This is a genomic window from Methylotuvimicrobium buryatense (assembly GCF_005931095.1).
GTDB classification, from domain to species: domain Bacteria; phylum Pseudomonadota; class Gammaproteobacteria; order Methylococcales; family Methylomonadaceae; genus Methylotuvimicrobium; species Methylotuvimicrobium buryatense.
Genome location: NZ_CP035467.1, coordinates 2,228,516 through 2,248,171 on the forward strand (window position 1 = coordinate 2,228,516; position 19,656 = coordinate 2,248,171).

The window sequence follows — 19,656 nt, forward strand, 5'->3', positions numbered from 1 at the left end:
AGTAATCATGCGACATTATGAAATTGTCTTTTTAGTCCATCCCGACCAAAGTGCTCAGGTTGCGGCGATGCTTGATCGTTACAAAGCGACTATTGAAGCTGCGTCCGGCAAAATTCATCGTCTTGAAGATTGGGGTCGTAGGCATTTAGCTTATCCCATCAACAAAATCCATAAAGCTCATTACGTTCTGATGAACATCGAATGCGATCAGCCGACTCTCGAAGAACTGGAAAGTGGTTTTCGTTTTAACGATGCGATTTTGCGTAGCATGACGCTGCTGAGAAAAGAAGCAGTTACCGAGCCTTCTAAAATAGCGACTTCGACAGCGGATGAAAATAAAGCGGCTGAATTGAAAACTAGAGCCGACGCTGATGATTCCGATGCCGACGAAGCTTTAGACTTGGCAGAAGATGATAAGGCCGACGAAACTGTATCCGAAGAATAACCGTTATTGAATCGAGAGAATATTATGGCACGTAACATGAGACGTAAAAAACTAAGCCGCTTTAGTACGGATGGATCAAACGAAATTGATTACAAAGATATCGATACCTTGAGCGAATATATTACCGAAACCGGAAAAATCGTCCCTAGCCGCATCACCGGAACTAGCGCCAAGCATCAAAGACAGTTGTCGACGGCAATTAAGCGCGCGCGTTTTATCGCATTATTGCCGTATTGCGACGCACATAAATAAAATTTAAACCGGGCGTATGAAATTTTTAGCGGAATACATCATGCGAGGGAGGATGCAAGCCATCATGATTGCATCGACCCTAGCTTTAATATCGCTGATCATTCCCCCGGTAAGTATTGTAAGTTCGGCTACCGTTGCTTTGGTGACATTGCGCCGAGGCGCGCATGAAGGGCTATGGGTGCTATTATTTGCCAGTGCCGCAGCTGCTGCATTGGGCCTTTTGGTCTTGGGCGGATATCAATTTGCATTGCTATACGGTTTGGTGATGTGGTCACCGATATGGATTATTTCAATCGTTCTGAGAGAAGGCAGACATTTGTCTCTTGCGGTTGAAATAGCGATATTACTCGGTGCGCTTGGAGTGCTAGGGTTTTATCTTTATCAAGCCTCTCCGTCCGAATTTTGGCGACCGATGCTGGAACAGATGATAAAGCCAATGCTTGAGTCATCGCCGGATGTACCTGTTGACAATATCGAGCAATCGGTTCAGTCCATGGCTCATTATATGACGGGGGTCGTAGCTGCAGGCACTATATTTAGTCTTCTATTCGGGCTTTTTTTAGGCAGATGGTGGCAATCGATGCTCTATAATCCCGGCGGCTTTAGGGCTGAGTATTTGTCCTTGAGTACTCATCCGCGTTTAGCTATAGGCAGCATCATAGTAATAGCAGTTGCGTGGTTCGGTAGCGGCATATTTTCGGAAGTCGCGTGGAATATCACAATTCTATTGTTTGTGCTCTATACCTTCATCGGGGCTGCGGTATTACATTTGATGCTATCAAGGATGAGCTCCGGGCGTTTTTTGGTGCCGATGTTTTACGTCACGTTATTGATAATACCTCATGTCATGTTTCCGGTTGCCGGTATAGGCCTGGCTGATGCGTGGTTGAACTTACGAAATAAATTTTCCAAATAATCCGGCGCCTGACGGCGCAAAATAATTCGGCGATAGCCGAAACAGAGGTATATAACGATGGAAGTGATTCTTCTTGAAAAAATTGCAAACCTAGGCAATCTAGGCGACAAAGTTAGCGTAAGGCCCGGTTACGGCAGAAACTTTTTATTGCCGAAAGGTAAAGCGGTTGTTGCAACAGCTTCAAAAATAGCCGAATTCGAAGCTCGCCGCGCCGAACTAGAACAAGCGGCCGCCGAGAAATTATTAGCAGCTCAAGCGAGAGCGCAAGTATTGAATAATCTGTCGATAACCGTTACGCATAAAGCCGGCGACGAAGGAAAATTGTTCGGTTCCGTCGGTACTCAAAACATTGCCGATGCACTAACTGAAGCCGGTGCTAAGGTTGAAAAGCACGAAGTTCGATTGCCTGAAGGGGCGATTCGTCAAGTCGGCGATTATGAAATCGATATCGACCTGCATTCGGATGTTGTTGCAACCGTTAAGTTGACAGTCGCAGCCGAATAAATCTCAAGTTCGGTCAACCAAGGCAGAAACCTTTCTGCCTTGGTTGATTTTTAATCATTAGTCTTATCCTCCGCTAACCGGTCTAATGCTCCGGTGTCTTAATATCACCATCGTTTTTCGCAAATTGGCAGAAATTAATGAATGAGGCAATGGTTTTTTTTAAGTCTTCCGATGCCGCTTGTTCATCAACAATGCCTGCCACGATCGCATAAGCAACGTTAAAATGAATATCTCCGTAGTTATATTTTCTATAGAGAGATTTTGACGCGCCTGTTTCATGCCGATGCACGCGATGACTCAATTCGATACTGCTAATCGAACCATTACGCCATTCAGCAAAACTTTTATCCAGTTTTTTGAGCTCAAGAGCAAGTTCATGTTCATAGGCTTGCGCGGCTAATTCTCGTAACTCGCGTTTAACCTTCTTTAGAATAATTGTTGATCATAGCCTTTAGAAATCTTGATGTTAATAATGTGCCACTGAATCCCTCCGAATTCCGTTCGTCTTGAGCGCAATCGAAAGCCTTCAATCGCTGAAAATCTTGGAAACGGAGCGTTAGCGAAGTGAAGATTTTTAGTCCCCGATAGCCGTAGCGCCGGGTGTTTTGCCGGAGTCTGCGCGAATAGCGCAGGCGGAGGCAAAATACAAGGCATCGCGACACGGCGTAAAGCCATTTGTGGGAGTGCTACGGAGCCGCATCGAGTATACGATGATGTGGCGTAGTGGCACGGACGCAGGGCGAATCGGGGCCGCCGAAGGCAATAATCGCCAAGTCATTTTTCGCTGCTGAAATCGGACGGACCCCATTTCAGCTTTCGCGAAAAATCTTGGCGCGCTTGACGATTAGCGGATTTTATATTGCAAAATATCTTTTTAAGTTTGCGCTATAATTTACGGAAATATAATGATTTTGTTGTGATCAGTATGAGTTTGCCTATGCGTTTTTTAATCGGTGATTTAAAAATTATTGCTTTAGTTTTTGCACTCGCGCTTTTAACTGCTTGTTCCGGAGGGCAGAAGAGAACTGCTTCAATAAGTTTGTCCGGTTCCGAAGCGGCATTAAAGCAAACGCTCTATGGCCATTACCGCGAATGGGCGTCGATTCCTTATCAATATGGCGGGCTTTCGAAATCCGGTATCGATTGCTCCGGTTTCGTTTATCTGACTTTCGCGAAAAAGTTAGGTGTTCATTTGCCTAGAACATCCGACCGCCAAGCGCAGACTGGGAAGCCTATACCGCAGCAGCAATTGAGAACCGGAGATTTGGTATTTTTTAATACGGGTCCCCAACAGCATCATGTCGGCATCTATATCGAGCAAAGAAGATTCTTGCATGTCTCGACGATCAAAGGAGTCGCGATTTCCAGTTTAGATAATCAATACTGGTCCGATAGATATTGGAAATCGGTGCGTGTGCTCAGTTCGTGATGAGCAACGAATAAAGCAATCCCAGTATCGCGCTTAAGCCGATCACTGTTACCATGCCACGTTTAAATTTAAACAGCAATACGAAAGCGACTGTGCCGGTCAATGCGGAAAATACATCGAAAGGGCCATTGAAGTTTAGCGGCCAAAGAACATGCCAAGCAAAAAATACCGCCAGATTTAAAATTACTCCAACCACGGCGGCAGTAATACCTTTGAGCGGTGCAGTCATTTTTAGGTCGTCGCGAGTGGCTTCGACTAAAGGTCCGCCGATCAATATAAATAAAAACGACGGTAAAAAAGTGAATAACGTTGCGATGCTTGCCGCGGCGATGCCGGACCAAACTAAACTGTTAGTCTCAAACACCGGATGATTCCAACCGCCGACGAATCCGACGAACGCAACGATCATAATCAACGGTCCGGGAGTCGTTTCGCCCAATGCCAAACCATCCATCATTTGCGTTCCGGTGAGCCAAGAGAAGTCCCTGACTCCTCCTTGGTAAACATAAGGCAGCACGGCATAAGCACCCCCAAAGGTCAAAAGCGCGGCTTTGGTAAAAAACCAGGCCATTTGTGCCAATAAGCCGTGCCGACCGAAATTGATCAGTAAAACCATGATCAGGCTTGCCCAAATCCCCAAACCGGTCAAACCGGTTTTATAGATTTTTGACCAATTAAACTTAGCGTGCTCAGGCATGGCCGTATGATCGTCAATAACGGCAGGTCCATAGGATTTTATGGAGCTCGCAGGATGTTCATGCATATGAAATTGATTCGGAAAATAATGCGCGCCGAGCCAACCGAGGATACCTGCGCCGAACACGATCAAGGGAAACGGAATATTCAATGCGAAAATGGCGAAGAAGGAAAGTGCTGCAATCAGTTTAAGATAACGGTTGTTTAACGCTCGGGAGCCGATTCGATAGGCGGCGAAAACGATAATGGCGGTGACAGCCGGTTTAATACCGTAGAGTATGCCGGAAACGGCGGGAACATCGTTGAATACCAGATAACTCCATGTTAAGGCTATTAAAATAAACAGCGAGGGTAGTACGAATAAAACGCCGGCGGCAATACCGCCGCTTACACCATGCATCAACCAACCGATGTATGTGGCTAATTGTTGGGCTTCCGGACCGGGTAGAACCATGCAATAATTCAAGGCATGTAAAAAGCGGTGCTCGGAAATCCATTTTCTTTTTTCGACCAACTCCTGATGCATCATGCTGATCTGGCCGGCCGGACCGCCGAAACTGATAAAACCGAGTTTAAACCAATACCAAAGTGCTTGTTTAAAAGGAATCGTATCCATATTCTTGTTCAATGTGATTGCCGAGGTGAATTGAGTTTCTTGATTTGCAAAGTGCTTCAGATTAGGATGTCGTTATAATAACTTCCTAGAACTATGCGCTTTGTTGAAGGGTCGGTCGCTCGCTTGACAGGCTCCGCACCCTGAATAAGGCAAAATTTCTTAAACTGAGAATTGCTGCCCCGATGCATAATTTTGATCTACGATGAGTATATACCCTTTGCTGGTCAAATTTCGGTGCCGGGGTGTCCGTCAAAGGACGCCGTGAATACGTCCATGTAGGCTCTGTGACAGCATCCCTGCTGTCAAAGCCTTTGCCGAACACCCCGGCACCTCCACGCGTCAATGCCGAAATTTGAAGTGCGATGGGTATAACTACTACAATCGGCCACTTTCGACTACTTTTGATTAATAAATATATAAAGATATGAAATTAACGCAGCAACAATTAGACGGTTTCAATGTGCTTCTCATCAATGAAGAGAGGATCGATGCTCACAATTCGGGCGATTTAAAGGCATTTATTATCGATATGATAGAAGAAAGTGAGCCTAATATCGTCGTACAATTACAACAGGTCAAGTTTATCGATAGTTCGGGTCTGGGTGCGTTGTTGGCGGGATTTAAACATGCGACTGCCAAATCGGGGAAATTGGCTTTGTCGAATTTGCAGCCGCAAGTGATGTCTATGTTTGAATTAACCCGACTGAATCGGGTATTCGAAATTTATAATGATTTGAACGAAGCAACCACCAGCGAATCGTAGGGGCTTTTATGCAAAGTGCGGATATTCAGGTTGATGTAATTATCCCGACACAAACCAAATATCTGGATTTGATCGGTAGCATCGGGGAGCGGATCGGAAGAGAGCTGGACCTTTATTCCGGCGATCGAGATGCCTTGGCTTATCAATTGAACCTTGTGTTAACCGAAGCGACAACAAACGCAATTAAGCATTCCAATTATAAAGGGCCGAAGGACTGTGTCAGAATTACGATTCACATTCAGGAAGACGAGCTCAATATTAAAGTTTTCGATCATGGACAAGGTTTCGATATCGAAGCTGTGCCGATTCCGGATTTCGATAATCCGAAGGAAAACGGCATGGGGATTTATTTTATAAAGACACTGATGGACTCGGTTACTTATACACGAATGGAAGAAGCAAACGTTTTAGAAATTAAAAAAAGCCTACGATAATGATCGCCCCAAATTGTTGATCAAATTTTTGTTTGATGATCATCTCCTTGCTATATAGCCAACCTTTATCACTAAATCTTCATCCTAGAAAAAGCATTTCACCATGAAGATAATGAAGAACAAGAAGTTTATTCAATAGCTTGGTATTCGTTTATATAGAACTTTCGCTCACCAAAAAGGTTAGCGAGAATGTTTAGGTAATTTCTTGAAATCCTTCATGAAATTCATGTGCTTCATGGTTAAACTGCCAAATTTAGTTTCATGCACTACATTTTTAGCGTGGTAGAGTAATAACCGTGCATGAAATAATAGCCTTAAGTGATTCCCCTGATTCCTCTTTGAAAGGAACGGCCGCCTAAAAGTCTTGATAAACTTATTTCGTGTGCAATTCTTAGCCGTGACTTTTATCAACAGAAACTCAAGGAGTAGTTCGTGAAAGTATATCTGAGAGCCGGTAACCTTGCTCTAAAGGCATCGCGTCAACGCCGAAAATTAAAGGCGGTACAACACATCCTCGAAGGACAAGGCGACAATCAAAACCGGCGATTTTTAATTAAATTGGCGGAAATGCTGTTATTCCCGGACAGCTATTTTGTTTCATTGCCCCCCCATATATCGTCATCGCTGATTGCCAAGATATTTGAACTCTTCACTAACGATATCGAAACGCATATCGTGAAAGCACTGACGATACCGAACGATCCTCAACAATTCATCGTGATTGTCTGTCGCAACTTAACGCATGTTGTCGATTCTTTATTGGCGTTACAAAGCGATCAACAACTTCCGTTTCAATTATTGGCACATCCCGTTTTGACCATTAAGCGTCAGGGAACAATGATAACTGATTTGGAAAGTAATGGTTTGTCCGGAACCAAGCAACTGTTGATCGTATTGCGTCTTGAAGCGGTTGATTCAGGTGTCAAAAATGCATTTTTCGAAAGGATAACGGCAATCATCGAGTGGGCCGAAACCCTTGATCGAGATCGCATAGCCTTGAAGGAAAGCTTGCTTGCGCTTAATGAAATTTCCGAGTTTTCTCAATTTAGCGCCTTGATCGATTGGCTTGAGCAAAAGGCTTTTATCCCTTTTAGGACATATCGATTTTCGTCCGAGGATCAAGACTCGGTGACCGCGCTTAAAGCCTTGGGTTCAGAATTTTGTCATGACAATAATCCTACAGCAATATCGGACTTTCTCCGAGTGATGCAGGCTGTTTGGGCGCGCGATTATCCTCTAATCATCCAATACTTACCGATAAGAAGCCCATTGATTCACGACCAATCCTTGATTTACATAGGGTTCAAACTCACGTTGCCGAATGGAGGCGGTTTTTGCGACTACGGTTTTTTCGGCGTTTTTGATGAGGCGGAAATGGGGGGAGCATGCAGCAATATTCCGTTTTTACAACGTAAAATCGAACAAACATTAGCGCATCATAAAACCCCTGAAAATAGTTATGAATATCTGCAGCTTAAAGAGATATTCAATTTGTTTCCGAAAGTCGACTTATTTTTGCTCGAAATACCTCAACTGGACTTGTTGATTCGGTCGCTCAGGCGTTACCTGTATCGCCCGGAAGGCATCAAACTAGTGGTTTTAGGCGGTTTCGGTCTGGAATCGTTGTCCGCTCTGATTATCGTCCCGATTCAATTGTATAACGAAGAGATTGAATACCTATTGTTAGAGCGCTTGTCGTCAAATCTCGATAGCAGTGCCGAATTAGTCCGTAAAATTATGCTTAGCGGCCCTTATTTGGGGTTGCATTTTTTGCTGAAGCCGAGTGCCGAAACCATAACGATTGATGTCGATCAGTTGGACCGGGATCTCAACAAACAGGTCAGGCCCTGGTCTGCATCCTTGTGCCGAACTCTGGAGCGCGCCTACGGTAAATACAAGGCCGGCAAATTATGGCAAAAATACCGCATGGTTTTTCCGCCCGGCTATCAAGCATTGATGCCTCCGCGTCATGCCGTCAAGGATATTGGCTTAATCGAATCGTTGCAGGATGATAGTCCGATGACAATCGGTCTGTTGAGACCATGTGGCCTGGTTCGTCAGTATCGTTTACATTTTTGCAGCCGGCAAGAACGCTATTTGGACGAATATATTCCAATTCTCGAAAACTTTAACTTGCGAGTCTTGGATCAGGTTCAATTTCCATTGACGGTATCCGGCCGCTCGGTTTTTATTAAAAGCTTTACGATTTCGGCTGCGAAGTCTCAACATGACAGTTTTACGGAGTTAAAGTCACGCTTGTTATCCGGTATCGGTGCGGTATTTAACGGAAAAGCCGAAAACGACGAATTGAATAGCTTACTAGTATTGGCTGGTATGACTTGGCAGCAGATCGATGTGTTGCGTGCGTATCGCAACTATTATCTGCAATTGGGCTATCCGACCACTACTAGCAGTTTCAATCAGGCATTACTCGCCAACTCTAGTACCTCCTACGCCTTGCTTGAGTATTTCGAGGCCCGTTTCAGGCCCGACCCTAATTTAGGGGAGCCGATGCAGCGCGAGGAACAGTTGTTGTTTCCGTTACGTCTTAAATTGCTGGAGAATCTTAATAGCGTAACTGATATCAATCACGACAGAATATTGCGTACGTTGTTTAATTTAATTGATGCAACGATGCGCTGTAATTTCCATATCAGACAAAATCGGGACGATTTTTTTATCGCGTTCAAGATCAATAGTCTCGGCATCATCGATATGCCGGCCCCTAAACCTCAAAATGAAATATATGTGCATGCCGTCGATATGGAAGGGATTCATTTGCGCGGCGGTAAAATCTCTCGCGGCGGCATTCGCTGGTCGGACCGTCCCGACGATTTCAGAACCGAAATTTTAGATCTGATGCAAACTCAGATGAGCAAGAACGCGCTGATTATTCCGAAAGGCGCAAAGGGCGGGTTTATCGTCAAGGCGCCGGTTGCCGATCCCGGCTTTAGAGAAGCGGGCCGCAAGGCTTATGTCAAGCTGATTCAGGGTTTGCTCGATTTGACCGACAATTATGTCGAAGATCAGGTTGTGCCTTTACCCGGTATCGTGAGCTATGACGATCACGATCCCTATCTGGTTGTTGCGGCCGACAAGGGGACAGCGCAATTTTCGGATTTGGCTAACTCGGTTTCGGCTCAATACCAGTTTTGGCTTGGCGATGCCTTCGCGAGCGGCGGTTCTAACGGATATAACCACAAAACGTTAGGGATTACTGCCCGAGGCGCTTGGGAATGCATCAAGCGGCATTTTCGCGAACTTGGCAAGGATATTCAATGCGAACCGTTTACCGTAGTCGGTGTCGGCAGCATGGATGGAGATGTATTCGGTAACGGAATGTTGTTGTCTCATAGCACCCGCCTGCTAGCCGCGATCAGCGGGCGCCATATCTTTATCGATCCGAATCCAAGCGACCTCGAGCAATCTTATTTAGAACGTAAGCGCTTATTCGAATTGCCTGGGTCGAGCTGGGACGATTATGACCGAAGCTTGATTTCCGAAGGCGGCGGTGTTTATCCCCGTCATGCGAAAGACATAGCCGTCTCTCCGCAACTTCGGCAATGGTTGGGTATTCGTTATAAAAACCTCGATGGCGCCACACTGATTCGTCTGTTACTCACAGCTCCGGTTGAGTTGCTTTGGTTGGGCGGTATCGGCACATATGTGAAAGCATCAATCGAAAAACATGAAGACGTAGGCGACCGAAATAACGACGATGTACGTATCGATGCGCTGCAATTGCGTGCAGCGGTTGTCGGTGAAGGTGCTAATCTCGGTTTCACGCAAAAAGCGAGAATCGAATACGCCTTGGCAGGCGGGCGTATCGATACCGATGCGGTTCATAACTCGGGCGGGGTCGATTGCTCCGATCATGAAGTCAATCTCAAAATATTGCTAACGGGGCTTCAGAAAAAACAAGGAATAAGCGATTATCGGCAAACTTTTGATGCTTTAACCGGCGAAGTATGCGATGCGGTTTTGGCCAATAATTACAAACAGAGTTTGTGTCTATCGCTTGAGCAATTACGCGTGAAAGGGAATGCCGAACAATATTTGTTGCTCTCGGAACGCTTGGAAAGCGCCGGCGTGCTTGATCGCAATGTTGAGTCTTTTCCATCTTATAAAGAAGTTATGGCTAGGCCCGGGCAAATGATTACGCGGCCGGAATTTGCCGTGTTGATGGCCGCCAGTAAGATTCAGTTGACACAAGACATCATGGATAGAAGCGAATCGATATCGGCTCCCGATTACGATATTTACTTGCATAGCTACTTTCCAGGACCGATAAGGCAAAGCTACGCCGAACATTTAGCCAGTCACCCTCTCGCGCCGGCGATAAAAGCGACCGTGATGAGTAATACGATTATCAATCAAGCCGGATGCGGCTTTTTGAATTGGCATAACGACAACGGCGGAGCCGTCATCGATAGCGTGACAAGTTACTTGACATTCGATCAAGTGCTCGAAGCCGCTGACTTTCGCCGAGAAGTTTTTAGTTTGGATAATCGCATTTCGGCGGAACAACAATACGGTTTGCTATTGGAATTGGAAAATGTCCTTGCCGAATTCAGTCAATGGGTATTGATGAACGGACAGGTTGTGCGCCCGGATCCGCTGACATTGGAAAATTATCGATCTTGCTTAACCGCTTTCGCCAATGAGTTTATTCCACCCGATTCCGTGAATGACCCGGCTAATGGTTTACCCGTCAACCTGGCAAAGCGTATCGCATTTATCAATTCACTGAGCGACTTTCCACAAATTACACTATTGGCTACTGAATCCGGGCAAGTCTTCAGTGCAGTTCGCAAGACGTTTATCGACGTTTCGAAATATTTGGACTTGGGCAAGTTGTTTGAGCAACTATCGGCTGTAACCGTACAAAATCATTGGGAGCGAAAGGTTTTTAACAATCTCAAGGCCGAAATCAAACAAACGCAAGGTAAACTCGTGCAAGCCGTTTTGGTTTCGGATGCACAAGATTGCAAAACTTATTTCGCGGGCTCTGTTAACAAGCAAAAGCTGATCCGTTATCAACGAATTTTTCAAGAAGTTTCAAGAAGTCCGACAAACAGCTTGATGCCTTATTTAACCTTGAACAAAGCATTGATAAATTTAATTTGATTACTTGTTGAATCGACGAGTGTGCCGAAATGTTTATCAGAACGATCGTTTTTTGGATAACCTGCTTTTTATGCAGTGGCTGCGGTTCATCGCCATCGGCGCTTTATGCAAATGGCAGCGAACAAATGATTATCCATGTCATCGATCACGGATTGCATACCGGTATCGTGGTCGATGCTCAAACAGCGGCGGACAGTATTTCCGGACTGGCGTTCGATTTGACTGAAATCGGTTTTATCGAGTTCGGTTGGGGCGATCGCGCTTTTTATCAAGCCGAGTCGTTTTCGTTGTGGTTGGCCATAAAGGCGTTGTTTTTACCGACCGGCTCAGTCATGCATGTCGCTGGGCTTCGGCACCATCCTGAGCATTATTTTCGGCACAGTGACATCGAGCGTATTTTGTTGTCAAAAAGTCAGGTGGTCGCAATGTTGGGCTTTATCAATCAGGCGTTCGTGAGGGATGGGCAGGGCGATTTAATTAATCTAGGACGAGGCTTGTATGCTTATAGCCGTTTTTACAGCGCCACGGGCTCCTATCATATTTTTAACAATTGCAATACTTGGGTTATGGAGGCATTGAACGTAGCCGATGTCGCGACAGATAGTCCACTCGCACTTACTGCGAGAGGAGTCATGCGGCGAGTAAGACGTCATCAAAAAAACCTTTTATCCGATTAAACTCAATTTTTCGACCTTTGATCGTTTTGAGAGGTTAATTCGTTAATTAATTGCCTGGCATGGTCTTGGTGACTGCAGCAATTCCCAATTTGGAGATCAAAAAGGGTGTGGGGTATGCTTGGCGAGGATGTCGGCAGCAGGGAGCTGCCGCCAAGCCCCCATGGATGGGTTTACGGCGTTCCTCGACAGGCATACCCCAGACCCTAAAATCGGCGAAACTGCTCAAACTGGGAATTGCTGTGGTGACTGCCGGACCAATAAATTTGATCGCAACTGAGGCAGATCCGAAAGTCGTCGTAGTAAAGCTTAGTTAAAGGCTCTAGTCGATCGATGAGGGCGTCTTTGCTTGTTTTTATCAACGCGCCGTTGCAACGTGAACAGAGTGTGAACAGTGCGATGAACCGGTATAAATCTAAACGCTGCAGGATTTCTTTGACTTGCTCTCTAGGATGAACCGAGCGCACGAAATAACCGTGAGTGATTATTTTTCGTCGTAATAAAAAGCGATCCCGAGTCAAAACTATCCGATGCTGCTGACCCGCTATCTCGGCAACATCGCCATCCTCATAATCATTTCGGTACAAACAATCAAAGCCCAATAAACGTAGATATCGCGCTAGCCGGCCAAGATTAGTATCGAGAATGAAGCGAGGGTCTCGTAACGGTTTAGGGCGTAGGCGCAGAAGCGGCGCGATATCGAAACACTCAAACATCGGATAGACGCTAATTCGATCATTCTCTTGAACAATATAATCAAAATCGACCGAGCGGCCATTGGCCAAAATAATTTCGACTTCGGTGTGCGGAATACCTACGGATTCGATCAAGTCTTTGATCGAAGTTCTACGATTAAGCGTATGTTCAAATTCGACTTTACGCCGCTCGATGGGTAAAAAATCGTTTAATTCTTCGTAGAAACGCAAATAAACTCGACTCACAGGGATTAATGTCTACGACTATATATCAACCTAACGTTCATGAAGGCCCGGCCATCGCCCCAACAAATGAAAGTTCGGGCGTGGGGCATAGGTATCTACACAAGTTTTCAGCTTTATAAAACAATTAGTTAAGTTAATTCTTCTGTAATCTAAGATAAAAAAGTAGACTAAAAACTTCAATTTTTAATCCCTATCTTCATAAAAAACCAGAAGAAACTTTATAACAGCATGATTTTAAATGATAAGGATGTGTAGATACTTATGGGCGTGGGGAGGGTACGGTTACTCGCCCGACAGGACGCCGTGAATACGTCCTTGTAGGCTCGACGGCGGCTGTCCCTGCCGCCGACGCCTGTCAGTCGAGCAACCGCACCCTCTTCGGAACCGGCATTTTCGTTGCTGAGCTTTTGCATATCGAACAATTAGATAAAGAGTCCAAATCTACGAACTTTCACAGTAAAAAGAGCAGTTGAGAGCCTCAAACTCCCGTTCGCCCTGAGCCTGTCGAAGGGTGAACGGGAGTTTGAGGCTTCACCAGGTCGGTGAAAGTGTTGTAGACCCTTCATGCTTCGACTTTACTCAGCACGAACGGTCTACAACACATGCCAACTGCTCTTTTTAGGATCAACGGTTGATATTAGCTGCCGTTGCCTTTTTTTTATTTTCATACATGGCTTTATCGGCGCGGTCCAGCAGCGTTTTAATGTCGGTGCCATCGTTGGGATAAATGCTCATTCCGGCACTGACGCCAATATCGATCATTCGGTCATCAATAAGATAGGTTTCGCTGATGACATCGACCGTATGTTTAAGAATTTTATCGACCATTTCCAAATCGGTCACATCCTCGAGTAATATCGCGAATTCGTCGCCACCTAATCGAGTAACGGTGTCCGTTTCTCGAACACTCCGGGCGATTCGGTGCGCCACGCTCTGCAATAGGCGATCACCGGTCTTGTGACCGAACAAATCGTTAACCGGTTTGAATTTGTCTAAATCCAGAAACAAAACCGCCAGACTGGTATTGCTTCGCGCGGCTTTCTTTATGGCCCTTTCCAACCGGTCGTTAAACAAAATTCGATTAGGCAAATCGGTCAACGGGTCGTGATGTGCGATATGTCGGAGATGCTCTTCTTCGGCTTTGCGTTCCGAAATATCCGAAAGTATTGCCACATAATGCGTGATTTGATTATCACTGTCTTTAACTTGGCTAATGCTGATCCGCATCGGTAATAATGCGCCATTTTTGGTGCGATCGACAATGTCGCCTTGCCATTGACCGTTTTGGTTTAGAGAATCCCACATATATTGATATTGCTCGGTAGACACATAACCCGATTGCAAGATCGAAGGCGGCTTCCCCAATAATTCTTCTTGATCGTATCCGGTCATTTTACACAGTGTTTGATTGACCGATACGATGCGTACCGATGGGTCAGTAATCATAATGCCTTCGCTAGTGAAGTCAAAAACCGTAGCCGCAAGTTTTAATTGTTGTTCGGCCTTCTTGCGTTCGCTTAGATCCATTACATAAGCAATACCTTGTTCACGATTACCGCTAAGCAGTGCCGCGCCGATATATACAGGTACCCAATATCCTTGTTTATGGATCAGCGCTTTTTCATAAGGCTCGCATCGGCCCTGAATTAAAAGCTCGTCGATAGCCTTTTGATCCTTGGCATGAAACGCAATTGGAGTAATATCTCGCCAATTGACCGCTGCTTTTTCAATATCGGCCTGGACAAAACCCAGCATGTTCAAAAAAAGGTCGTTTGCTTCGTCGATCATACCATCGAGGCGCCATGAAATAATACCGATGGTATTAGACTCCTTCAGACTTCGAAAACGCGATTCGCTGAGAGCTAGTTGCTTTTCGAATTTTTCGATACTCTTGATAATTTGCCTGCTGACTAAGAGTCCGATACCGACAAAGATTATTAATATCAACACGCTAATTTGCCATGCAATAAGTTTAACCCATCGGGCACCTTCGCTTAATTTCAACGAAAATAGGTTTTCTAGCTCATGAAGCTCATCATTGAGTTGTCTTATACGTTGCCTTAAATCGGCGATTTTTTTGCTGTCGCGGCGCGAATCGGTAATTTCATTTCGTATTTGTTCGCCGATATCTTTTAATGCATCGATTTTTTTATCGGCAGACTGCCATATCTCGATCGCTTCGCGCATATAGGAAATGCGGTTAAATTTTAGAAAAAAATGGATCAGCGCACCGATGTCGTCCGGATGGTTTTGTCCCTGAAGAAAACCTTCTCTTGCTGTTTGCTTATCGGGTGGAAATTGGGATAAAGCCGTTCGAGCCGTGCTATCGCCGCTGATGATTTCGAGGGCTTCCAAATAAGCTAGATAATCCGCCTCGGCATGACTGTAGGAATATTGAGTTAAGTAAAAAACCGCATCTTTTTGCGCTTTGGCCCAGAGGCCTTCTCCTCTAACATATGAACGAACTCCCTCAAAGATATTGCCGTTCCAGTAAATCATGCCGACCAGGGATACCGAAATAAGTCCGAACAGGCCGATAATGAAAACGACTTTTTTTCTAGTCGACCATCCATGCCCCCTTGAGTCGTAAACTTTATTGGTTGCCATAAGTCTCAGGAAAAAGTTGCGAAGTATCTAACGGCTGGATTGATAGTTTCAAAATGACGTGGATCCATCTATGAGGCTTGACGGCAACTCGAACGCCAAGGAATAGCGTGTAGTAAAAATCTGCCCTGCTGCCGTCATTCTCGTTAGACATACCGCACACCTTTGTAAAGTTAGGAACGAGCATGAAATAACTTCAACAACTGTTATTGCCAGGATTTATCAGTGGTCCGTGAATCGATTGTTTGATCCTCACTTGAGGGAAAGATCTTTTTCTGTCACCAATTTTTCATCGAAACGACGCGAAATTGAAATATTACTTATTTATCTTATCGATAAGTAAAGCATTTGCAGCCAACATCATGAAATTAATCGACACACAGATAAGAGTTAGTCCTACACGCCGACTGGATTGTTTTGTCACACACGATCAGGCTTTGATCGAACAAGCGCAGCGTCTTCGATATCAGGTTTTCGCCAAGGAAATGGGGGCGAGACTCAAAACCGACAAAGAAGGCTTAGATTATGACGAAATCGACCATTTTTGCGATCATTTGGTCGTGGTCGATACGACTAATGAAAAAATTGTAGGCTATACACGCTTGCTAAATCAAGAACAAGCCCGCAAATTGGGATATTTTTATTCGCAAAAAGAATTTAATCTGGACCGAGTGCTGGCTTTACCTGGGCGCTTTCTCGAAATAGGCCGTACCTGCGTGGACCCGAAATACCGGGGCAGTACGGTATTAACCACGCTCTGGTCGGCGTTAGTAAACTATGCGCAGTTGGGCGATTACCATTATTTGATCGGGTGCGCGAGTATTTCGCCCGGGCCGAGCGGTTATGCGGTCGATGCGGTTTATCGATCGATCGATTCAAAAAACAAGGCTTCGGACGCGTTGTCGGTAGTGCCCTTAATCGAAGTGCCTGAACATTTACGCTGCGAACGCGACGAGTCGGGGATTCCGCCTTTGTTGAAAGCGTATTTACGCTTCGGCGTGCAAATTTGCGGCCGCCCGTTTTGGGACGAAGATTTCAACGTCATGGATTTGTTTATCCTGTTGCCGTTGGCGCAACTGGAAGACCGATATTCGAAACATTATTTAAAACCCCATTTATTTACCGATGATCGCAGCCTTTCGCCAGCTTTATAAAATAAAACTGATTGTGTTACTGTTCTTATCCGGTTTCGTGATCGCTCTCGGCGTGTTTCCGGTTATTAACCAGTCAAGCCGGCCGATTAAAGCTCGCGAAAGAATCAACCGGATCAAACTGAGTTGGCTCAAAGCCTTCAAGCGAATCTTAAACCTCGAAGTCATTATCGAAGGGCGGGCGGCCGATGGGCCCGTTTTAGTCGTTAGTAATCATGTATCCTGGCTCGATATCATCGTTTTGGGTCAACATTTACCGGGTTATTTTGTCGCCAAAAACGACATTCTCGATTGGCCCGTCATCGGTTATTTGTCGAAAGAGGCCGGGACAATATTTGTTCGACGCGGAGACAAGAAGGAGATTCATGCCACGACCGAACAAATGAGCTGGTTATTGAAACAAAACAGCAAGGTCTTTGCGTTTCCGGAAGGTACGACTTCGGACGGATCGCAAGTTTTGCCGTTTCATTCGTCTTTGCTGCAGCCCGCTTTGTTGACGCGTTCGGCGATCCAACCTGTCGCTATACGATACGAAGGCAAGGCAAAGTTTTTAGCGCCATTTATCGGCAATGACGAATTTATACCGCATTTGTTGAAAATGCTGAAACTCGGCAAGATAGAGGTCCGTGTCAAAATATTGCCTGTTCTCGAAATGGCCGATAAAAGCCGGTCAGCTTTAAGTTATGAGGCGCACACAGGCATCATTGAGGCGCTTCGTGCAGAAACGATTATTTCTCAGGTTCCAGCATCGCTTCCAGTTTCTCGCAAACGGTTTTCAAGATTTTGATGCGCGCATAGCGTTTGTCGTTCGCTTCTATCATTAGCCAAGGAACGGCGCGGGTGCTTGTTCGTGCAATCATTTCGTTGACCGCGATTTTATAGTCATCCCATTTTTCCCGGTTACGGTAATCGTCCTCGGTGATTTTATGTTTTTTGTAACTGATTTGCTCGCGGGCTTTGAAACGCTCTAGTTGCTCGTCTTTATCGATGTGCAGCCAAAACTTCAACAATAGAATGCCATGTTCGATCAATGCTTCCTCGAAATTGACGATTTCCGAGTAACTGCGCATCCATTCCTTTTCTTGGGCAAAGCCCTCCACGCGTTCGACCAAGACGCGGCCGTACCAACTTCTGTCGTAAATGGTGACCTTGCCGGCTCTCGGTATATGTCGCCAGAATCGCCATAGATAATGATGCGCTGCTTCTTCGTCGGTCGGCGCGGCGGTTTGAATGACTCGGTAGCTTCTGGCGTCGATTGCCGATGTAGTGCGCCGTATCGCTCCGCCCTTGCCGGCGGCGTCCCAACCTTCGAATACCAGTATTGTGGAACGCTTTTGTTCTCGTGCCATTCTGACCAATTTATTCAATTTACCTTGATAGTGTAGTAATTGATCGTTGTAGTCTTTTTTGTCGAGTTCGAGCGATAAGTCCAACGTGTCGAGTAAGCTTTGCTGGTTAATATTGACGAAGGGTAGGCCGTTTATGTTTTCCGATTTTCCATTGCGGCTTTCGATATGTTGACGAATTCTATGCAAAACATGCTGCCCGACTGTCAAGCTGCTGTAACGAATATCGGCTCCTTCGACAACTAGCCAAGGCGATATTCCTGTGCTGGTTGTCGTTAATACATTTTCGGCGATTTCAACGAACTCGTCATACAGTTTCAAATGTTTTTTATCGCGTTCGGTGACTTGCCAACTGGTTTCCGGATCTTTTTCAAGTTCCTTGAGACGTTTTTTCTGCGTTTCTTTTTTCAAATGCAGCCAACATTTTATGATTAATGCGCCGTCGTTTATTAGTAATTGTTCCATTTCGTTGATGTGCTTTAGCTCCACCGATAATTGACTATCGTCGATGTCTCCATAAACTCTGTGCGATATCGGGTCGCTATACCAAGAACCGACATAGATGCCTATTCTTCCCTTTGGAGGCAGAGAACGCCAATAGCGCCAATATTTAGGACGCTCTTTTTCCTCATCGCTGGGTTCGTCGAAGGCGAATGTTTCCATGTAGCGCGCATCCAGCCATTCGTTCAGTAAATTAATGACTTGACCCTTGCCGCCGCCGTCCACTCCGGAGATAAGAATAATGACAGGGAAATCGCAAGTGCCGAGCTGTTGTTGCAGCAGCAACAACTGGGTTCTGAGTTCCGGAATTTGTTCGTTGTATTCTGATTTTTTTAGGGTATGACCCAGCTCGGCAATTTCAAACATGGATGTTTCTCGTATTAGCGTTAGATTTCTATATTATGTGTCAATCTAAGGGATGGAGGCATTTTGGAACTACTATAGTTCATATCGACACTATCGTTAAAGCTTGTTCTATACCTTTCGTACTTCAAAATTCGGCAGGTGACTAAGGAGCCACCGGGGTGTCCGGTCGATTTTCGCTCCTGCAAAATCGACATTCACGCCATCCATGGCGCTCACAAAGGCTTTGCCAGCATGGAGCTGGCATAGAGCCTACATAGACGTATTCACGGCGTCCTTTGACGGGCACCCCGGCGCCGAATTTTGATCTGCGATGAGTATAACTCCGGTGCCGCAAAGACTGGATTGATAATGTATAATTCCCGCAAAAAATCGGAGTTAATTAATGTCTCAAACCGGCGATTCAAAACAGGCCTGTGCCGAAACCTTTAACCATGATCATAAAATCTGTAAGCAGGAAGCCTTAAAAAAAGCGGAAAAGCTATGTTTGGAGAGAGGCGCACAATTGACGCCGATACGTCATAAGGTTCTTGAGTTGATTTGGGATAGTCATGAGGCCGTCAAGGCATATGATTTATTGGACCGCATCAAGCCGTTCAACGATTCGGCAAAACCGGCGACCGTTTATCGCGCGTTGGATTTTTTGATCGAACAGAAATTAATTCACCGCGTCGAAAGCATGAATGCTTTTATCGGCTGCAATCATGTTGAAGGCAAACACGATTTATTGCTGTTGATTTGCGAAGGTTGTCGGCAGATCGAAGAAAGGCCGGCGACGCCGGTCATGGACAGTTTGGCGGATGAACTCGAGCAAGCAGGATTTACCGCGCGCCGTAAAACGCTTGAAATTCACGGTATCTGCAAGCATTGCGCCGATGGCGCGGCATAGCCGCC

General features: G+C 45.5%; 17 protein-coding genes. 12 read left to right on the forward strand and 5 right to left on the reverse strand.

Translation table 11 applies throughout. From position 1 onward, the window contains the following. The first annotated feature begins 7 nt into the window (after positions 1-7). From rpsF to rplI, 4 genes are read left to right on the forward strand one after another with little or no spacing between them, the layout of a single operon-like run. On the forward strand, positions 8-445 hold the full coding sequence (gene rpsF, locus EQU24_RS09990) for a 30S ribosomal protein S6 (protein WP_017839641.1): 438 nt from the start codon (positions 8-10) through the stop codon (positions 443-445). A gap of 24 nt (positions 446-469) precedes the next feature. After that, positions 470-697, forward strand: a complete 228-nt coding sequence (rpsR, locus tag EQU24_RS09995; RefSeq protein ID WP_014148142.1) for a 30S ribosomal protein S18 — start codon at positions 470-472, stop codon at positions 695-697. A gap of 16 nt (positions 698-713) precedes the next feature. Then, on the forward strand, positions 714-1,613 hold the full coding sequence (locus EQU24_RS10000) for a DUF2232 domain-containing protein (RefSeq protein ID WP_026130046.1): 900 nt from the start codon (positions 714-716) through the stop codon (positions 1,611-1,613). A 57-nt stretch (positions 1,614-1,670) separates the two neighbouring features. After that, positions 1,671-2,117 (forward strand): 50S ribosomal protein L9, encoded by a 447-nt coding sequence (gene rplI / locus EQU24_RS10005; protein WP_017839639.1) that lies wholly within the window; start codon positions 1,671-1,673, stop codon positions 2,115-2,117. An 82-nt stretch (positions 2,118-2,199) separates the two neighbouring features. Here rplI and EQU24_RS10010 read toward each other — a convergent pair whose 3' ends face one another. Then, on the reverse strand, positions 2,200-2,418 hold the full coding sequence (locus EQU24_RS10010; RefSeq protein ID WP_026130045.1) for a hypothetical protein: 219 nt from the start codon (positions 2,416-2,418) through the stop codon (positions 2,200-2,202). Between the two features lie 636 nt (positions 2,419-3,054). On the opposite strand from EQU24_RS10010, the gene EQU24_RS10015 reads away from it, so the two are divergent. Then, positions 3,055-3,546 carry a C40 family peptidase gene (locus EQU24_RS10015; protein ID WP_040575495.1) on the forward strand — a complete coding sequence of 164 codons (492 nt, stop codon included), beginning with the start codon at positions 3,055-3,057 and terminating at the stop codon, positions 3,544-3,546. Here EQU24_RS10015 and chrA read toward each other — a convergent pair. Next, entirely contained in the window at positions 3,536-4,858 is a 1,323-nt protein-coding gene (chrA, locus tag EQU24_RS10020; RefSeq protein WP_017839634.1) for a chromate efflux transporter, read from the reverse strand. The two genes, EQU24_RS10015 and chrA, sit on opposite strands and share 11 nt — an antisense overlap. A gap of 424 nt (positions 4,859-5,282) precedes the next feature. Here chrA and EQU24_RS10025 point away from each other — a divergent pair, with 424 nt between their 5' ends. From EQU24_RS10025 to EQU24_RS10040, 4 genes are all read left to right on the forward strand, one after another. Then, a complete protein-coding gene (locus EQU24_RS10025; RefSeq protein ID WP_017839633.1) occupies positions 5,283-5,621 on the forward strand; it encodes an STAS domain-containing protein in 339 nt (112 codons plus the stop codon). A gap of 8 nt (positions 5,622-5,629) precedes the next feature. Then, positions 5,630-6,055: an ATP-binding protein gene (locus EQU24_RS10030; protein WP_017839632.1), complete on the forward strand. Its 426-nt coding sequence runs from the start codon at positions 5,630-5,632 to the stop codon at positions 6,053-6,055. A gap of 432 nt (positions 6,056-6,487) precedes the next feature. After that, the gene (locus EQU24_RS10035) at positions 6,488-11,182 is read left to right on the forward strand and encodes an NAD-glutamate dehydrogenase domain-containing protein (protein ID WP_017839631.1); all 4,695 of its coding nucleotides are present in this window, start codon (positions 6,488-6,490) and stop codon (positions 11,180-11,182) included. Positions 11,183-11,211: 29 nt separating this feature from the next. Then, entirely contained in the window at positions 11,212-11,859 is a 648-nt protein-coding gene (locus EQU24_RS10040) for a DUF2459 domain-containing protein (RefSeq protein ID WP_017839630.1), read from the forward strand. 203 nt (positions 11,860-12,062) lie between these two features. Here EQU24_RS10040 and EQU24_RS10050 read toward each other — a convergent pair whose 3' ends face one another. After that, positions 12,063-12,797, reverse strand: coding sequence for a Mut7-C RNAse domain-containing protein (locus tag EQU24_RS10050; protein WP_040575282.1), 735 nt, complete (start codon positions 12,795-12,797; stop codon positions 12,063-12,065). A 624-nt stretch (positions 12,798-13,421) separates the two neighbouring features. Next, the gene (locus EQU24_RS10055; RefSeq protein ID WP_017839628.1) at positions 13,422-15,404 is read right to left on the reverse strand and encodes a sensor domain-containing diguanylate cyclase; all 1,983 of its coding nucleotides are present in this window, start codon (positions 15,402-15,404) and stop codon (positions 13,422-13,424) included. A gap of 359 nt (positions 15,405-15,763) precedes the next feature. Between EQU24_RS10055 and EQU24_RS10060 the strand changes: the two genes are divergently transcribed. Further along, positions 15,764-16,555 (forward strand): GNAT family N-acetyltransferase, encoded by a 792-nt coding sequence (locus EQU24_RS10060; protein WP_051056268.1) that lies wholly within the window; start codon positions 15,764-15,766, stop codon positions 16,553-16,555. Then, on the forward strand, positions 16,527-17,339 hold the full coding sequence (locus EQU24_RS10065) for a lysophospholipid acyltransferase family protein (RefSeq protein ID WP_017839626.1): 813 nt from the start codon (positions 16,527-16,529) through the stop codon (positions 17,337-17,339). Before EQU24_RS10060 ends, EQU24_RS10065 begins: the two co-directional genes overlap by 29 nt. On the opposite strand, the gene pap is transcribed toward EQU24_RS10065, so the two are convergent. Further along, positions 17,281-18,765, reverse strand: coding sequence for a polyphosphate:AMP phosphotransferase (gene pap, locus EQU24_RS10070; protein WP_017839625.1), 1,485 nt, complete (start codon positions 18,763-18,765; stop codon positions 17,281-17,283). The two genes, EQU24_RS10065 and pap, sit on opposite strands and share 59 nt — an antisense overlap. A gap of 382 nt (positions 18,766-19,147) precedes the next feature. On the opposite strand from pap, the gene EQU24_RS10080 reads away from it, so the two are divergent. After that, a complete protein-coding gene (locus EQU24_RS10080; RefSeq protein WP_017839624.1) occupies positions 19,148-19,651 on the forward strand; it encodes a transcriptional repressor in 504 nt (167 codons plus the stop codon). Positions 19,652-19,656 lie beyond the last annotated feature (5 nt).